6 protein-coding genes are annotated in these 4,428 nt (G+C 54.3%); 4 read left to right on the forward strand and 2 right to left on the reverse strand.

The features are described from left to right. Nucleotides 1-492: hypothetical protein (locus Q0Z94_RS11100; RefSeq protein ID WP_298069704.1), on the forward strand; the 492-nt coding region annotated here is incomplete at its 5' end. A 242-nt stretch (nucleotides 493-734) separates the two neighbouring features. Here the strand turns inward: Q0Z94_RS11100 and Q0Z94_RS11105 are convergent. Both Q0Z94_RS11105 and Q0Z94_RS11110 read right to left on the reverse strand, forming a co-directional pair. Further along, nucleotides 735-1,682, reverse strand: a complete 948-nt coding sequence (locus tag Q0Z94_RS11105; RefSeq protein WP_298069706.1) for a BsuBI/PstI family type II restriction endonuclease — start codon at nucleotides 1,680-1,682, stop codon at nucleotides 735-737. Next, nucleotides 1,679-3,139, reverse strand: coding sequence for an Eco57I restriction-modification methylase domain-containing protein (locus Q0Z94_RS11110; RefSeq protein ID WP_298069708.1), 1,461 nt, complete (start codon nucleotides 3,137-3,139; stop codon nucleotides 1,679-1,681). The genes Q0Z94_RS11105 and Q0Z94_RS11110 overlap by 4 nt, the downstream gene beginning before the upstream one ends. A gap of 377 nt (nucleotides 3,140-3,516) precedes the next feature. Here Q0Z94_RS11110 and Q0Z94_RS11115 point away from each other — a divergent pair, with 377 nt between their 5' ends. The 3 genes from Q0Z94_RS11115 to Q0Z94_RS11120 form a co-directional block, all read left to right on the forward strand. After that, nucleotides 3,517-3,777 (forward strand): hypothetical protein, encoded by a 261-nt coding sequence (locus tag Q0Z94_RS11115; protein ID WP_298069710.1) that lies wholly within the window; start codon nucleotides 3,517-3,519, stop codon nucleotides 3,775-3,777. 171 nt (nucleotides 3,778-3,948) lie between these two features. Continuing rightward, nucleotides 3,949-4,224 (forward strand): BrnT family toxin, encoded by a 276-nt coding sequence (locus Q0Z94_RS11905; protein ID WP_366517618.1) that lies wholly within the window; start codon nucleotides 3,949-3,951, stop codon nucleotides 4,222-4,224. Then, nucleotides 4,151-4,428: BrnA antitoxin family protein (locus Q0Z94_RS11120; protein ID WP_298069712.1), on the forward strand; the 278-nt coding region annotated here is incomplete at its 3' end. The genes Q0Z94_RS11905 and Q0Z94_RS11120, both read left to right, overlap by 74 nt.

Here is a 4,428-nt window from a genome sequence, read left to right on the forward strand (position 1 = left end):
TCGTTCCCCCAGGTAAAGCTGCTGTTTGCGGAACGCCGTGAATGTGGCAAGGCGCTTGCGCTGTCCAGAAAGATTGATCGCAAGTATGCAGAGGCCGCCGAAAAACGAAAGGGTGAACGTCCGCTGTTTTCCATACCTGACTTCCGGCCTGGCAATCCGGCAGCGGCCTATTTCGCTCATCTGGAGAATATCCGCCATCATCTGACCATTGAGGACTATTCTCGCGTGGACGCCATGATCGCCCTGCGGATGCGTGCCAACGGCCACAGTCGGGAGTCAGTGGAAGAGACCATCCGTTCCTGCGCTCCGAGCATTCGGGAAAAGCAGGCCAGTCGTAACTGGCAGCGATATGCCGAGCGCACGGCAAATTACGCTTTCGGCCCGGCAGGGGACAGAGACCTGGAGCGGAATGAGCGGTATCGGGATTTTTGGCGCAGGGTTGAAGGGGGGGAAGAAAAGGCGCGTCAAACCAAGGGCGTGAAGATGAGGTAGGAGAAGATTTGTGATTGTTTTATTACGTCTTTTCCAATGAATTGGAGGTGTTTTTCAAGTATTTGGTCAACATTTTCTGTGTTCATCACAGTACAATTTGGAATTTTGTCCAATTCCTCTTTTCCTATGCCCCAAGCCGTATGAAGTTTTTTCGCGCACATGACGTTCTCTTGTGGAGGCCGTCATGCGGCGTGGGACAGGGGCCATGGCCCGCAGGGGGGAAGTTACGGAGGTCGATTAAATTACTTTTGATACGGTCCCAAGAAGCGTTCACCGTTGAAATGGATGAGGTGGGAGGGCGCGTCCGCCACCCAGACTTCTGTTTCCCAGGCAATCTCTCCCACATAGCGGGCCATGATTGCCCGATTAGGGAAGGCCGTCACATACACCAGACCAGGCTTAGCGCTGGAAAAGAGTGCTGCAAGCTCGTCATGGCGTTTGCCGTCCACCGGACCGTGACTGGTTACGGATTCCACCAGCAAGAGCCAATCTTTTTTGGGATCGTAGAAGACCACATCCGGCATCTTGCCGTGGGAATCGACCATCACGCCCAGGCTGGCAAGCAGACTTTCATCAAAATAGCCCCATTTGTTGCCGGTATCCCCCACATAGAGCAGAATGCTGCCGGGCACGAAGCAGGGAGCGAACGCCTCCACAATGGCCTTGATAAGTTCGCTGTGCGCTCCAGGGCTGAGTTCAATTTGCTTGCCGTCTGCCAGAGATACCGGCACCATTACCCGTTCCCGCTCGTGTGCATAGCGTTTCGCCAAGCTCTCCTGCCGTTCCAGAAAGTCTGACAGGGTGCTTTCCCAGTCCGCCGTGCCGTAGAGTCGGATCAGGGCCAGAGTTTCCGGCGAGATTTGATAGACGGCTTTCGGGCTGTTTACGGCGCGGGCCGGATTGTCGGGATTGTAAAGAGCTATGCCTGCCGCCACAAACTGGTGCATGGTCTGACGGCGAAAGGTTTCACGGGTATTGGGCGCATAGTTGGCGGCATAATGCTCTTTTGCCCAATCCATGATGGGGGTTATGCCCATATAGGGAGCCTGAGCCTGGCTCCACGCCTTGTCCGGCGTCATGTCGCACAGGGCCAGAAGGCAGAGCGCAGAGCGCGTGTTCTGTTGCGCTCTGGGCAGCCCCAAGGCTTTGACGATAGCCAGAGCTTGTTCCTGTTTTTCTATCTCGTTCATGCCAGCACCGCCTTAAGGTGTCGCTCCACGTTTTCCTGCGTTAGTTCCGTCTGGCCGTCCGCCCACCGACCCAATGCCTCCAGCGTGTCGGCGGAGGGGTACGGGAGGGAGCGCAAATCTGTGGCGTTGACCTGAGTGTGACCGTTGAAGCGCCGGAAAAGCTTATCCACAAAGCCGGAGTTCAGATAGAGCGCCAAGCCGTGGGCCAGTTCCGGCGACAAGCCTTGTTTGCGGCGGTGGAACACGTTGAGATGGTTTTCAAAGCCCAGATAGGGTTGGCCGGGAAAATCCTCTGGCTGGACGTGATAGGCCACTACCCGGCGTTTTTCCTCCTTGGAGGACAAACGCCGCACGACCACATAATGGCCATTCGGGTAGAGCCATTTCATGGTTTCCGGGCAGCGGGCCACGGCGTTGGGTTTTTTGAAATCCGCTCTGGGCCATTTCGTTTTGCCGTTAAAATGGCCGGGGTACAGCAAGGGGGCGTCATCAGGCAGCGGCATGGCGCGCAAATGCTCTTTGAGGCGAAAATCCACCACTGGCCCGGTGGAAACCTCGACACCTAGGGACTTCAGGGAACGATCTGCACCGCTGAGGGAGATTTGTTCCCCCTGATTGTCGGGAATGTGAATGAACAGTTCCGGGTCGCCTGGCCGGACGATCTCTTCGAAGGGGTATCGCGCCTCGCGGTATTCGTCCATCTCGCCATTTTTTGACGTGGAAACGTCCAGCACGCTTTGCTCAGCGTCCCGTTCCAGCACGAGGATAACATTTTCCTGCAACACCTTGTCCTCCTTGAACGCTTCGGTCCTGGATGTGAACAGGTGAAGGCGCCGGATGGCCGAATGGCGCAGGATATATTGACGGAAGGGCCTGTAATACGGGCCGTTGCAGAAACTGCGCGGGATAATGGCGACCAGGATCCCGCCGGGCCGGAGCAGGGCCAGGGAGAGCGCGACAAAGGCCGTATAGAGATTGACCGTTTCGATCCCTGCGTCACGCAACAGAGCCCTGTGGGCGGAATGGCCGCTGATTTTTTTATAGGGCGGGTTCAGTATGGCGTGGGTGAAGAGGCGCTGTTTGTGCAGAACAAGCGTTGAGGCGTATTCGATAAAATCGGTATGATGGATATGCGGTTTGACGGGCAGTCCTTCCACGGCTTGGATGATGTTCTTTTCCAGCTTCTGCGCCATGTCGACGTCGTACTCAAACAGGGAGGCTTCCCCGTGGGGAAAGGACCTGTCCGTATGGCGCAGGGCCTTCAGAAAGGAGCAGGTCAAACTCCCCTCGCCCGCTCCTGCATCGAGCAGGTGAAACGCGCCAAAATTCTTGGGAAAAAGGGAAGCCATAAAGGCCGCGATGGGGGCAGGCGTCATATACTGCCCAAGAGCCGCCTTGCCTGTGGGCAAAACGGCGGGATGAGTCTTGGGGACGTGTGTTTCAAAAAGCTGGAGCATATTCCATCCTGACAAATTTTGCAGGTTTCATGATAGCGTGTTTCACGGCCACCCGCAAGCACAAAGCTCCTCTATCAAATAATCTGGCGAGGCTCGCGAAGAAGAAGGAGGAAACGACTTTATTTGTCACTAAAATAGGACTATCAAAGCATGAACAACAGACACCGCAAAACGCTTTTTACCCTATTTGCAAATCCGGTTAACGCTTCCATCGTTTCGACTGATAGGCCATGCCGTCGGGAATCATGCTCATGAGAACAGCCGAACCCAAGATGCGGAGATAGTAGCAGTCCACCTGGTCTGTATATCCGGCAGCGGCCTATTTCGCTCATCTGGAGAATATCCGCAGGCATCTGACCATTGAAGACTACTCCCGCGTGGACGCAATGATTGCTTTGCGGCTTCGCTCCAACGGCCACGGCCGGGATGTGGTGGAAGAGACCATCCGTGCCTGTGCTCCGACTATTCGGGATCCACAGTCCGGGCGTAACTGGCAGCGATATGCCGAGCGCACGGCAAATTACGCTTTCGGCCCGACAGGGGACAGAGACCTGGAGCGGAATGAGCGGTATCGGGAACTGTGGAGGAAGATTGAACGCACAGAAGAAAAGGAGCAGCCCCAGGTGAGGATGCGGTAGTTGGAAAGGAAAAAAGTCGTGGGGGGCAGAAAATATTGAGTGAAATCTTTGGTAGGGAGCCGGGATCGGGTTCTCTTCGCGCATCTCACTTAAGACCACTTTATCGTGGTTAGCGGTGTTGACAAAATTTTCTTTATGTATTAACTATTTTGTAGTAACAAACAAGACGACATGAAATTTGAGTGGGATGAAACCAAAAACAGACTTAATAAGGTAAAGCATGGCGTTAGCTTTGAGGTGGCCACCCGCGTATTTGCTGATCCTCGGAGGATAGAGCGATATGACGAGGGCCACAGCGACATGGAAGACCGCTGGATGACCATCGGGATGGTATACCCTGCCATTTTAGTTGTCATATACACAGAACGTCAGAATGGAGAATATTTCCGTCTTATTTCAGCGAGGCAAGCCAATGAGAAAGAACAGCGAGCATATTACCAGATTTGAACTGGACATCAGTAATCCGCCTCCGCTCACTGCTGAACAGCAGGCGGAACTTGAGACTTTAGCCGCCAGGCCAAACAGTGCAATAGATTATTCAGATATTCCCCCTATAGAGGATGCCAGTCGTTTCTATCGTCCAGTCAAGGAAATGACGACCATTCGTCTTGATGCAGATATACTGGCATGGCTACGTTCTCAGGGAAAAGG

It is taken from the genome of uncultured Mailhella sp. (assembly GCF_947631555.1).
Classification (GTDB): Bacteria; Desulfobacterota; Desulfovibrionia; order Desulfovibrionales; family Desulfovibrionaceae; genus Mailhella.

Bases quoted from the DNA above. Each gene is read 5' to 3' on its own strand.
- Q0Z94_RS11905 (WP_366517618.1), top strand. From the start codon at position 3,949: ATGAAATTTGAGTGGGATGAAACCAAAAACAGACTTAATAAGGTAAAG.
- Q0Z94_RS11110 (WP_298069708.1), bottom strand. From the start codon at position 3,139: ATGCTCCAGCTTTTTGAAACACACGTCCCCAAGACTCATCCCGCCGTT.
- Q0Z94_RS11105 (WP_298069706.1), bottom strand. From the start codon at position 1,682: ATGAACGAGATAGAAAAACAGGAACAAGCTCTGGCTATCGTCAAAGCC.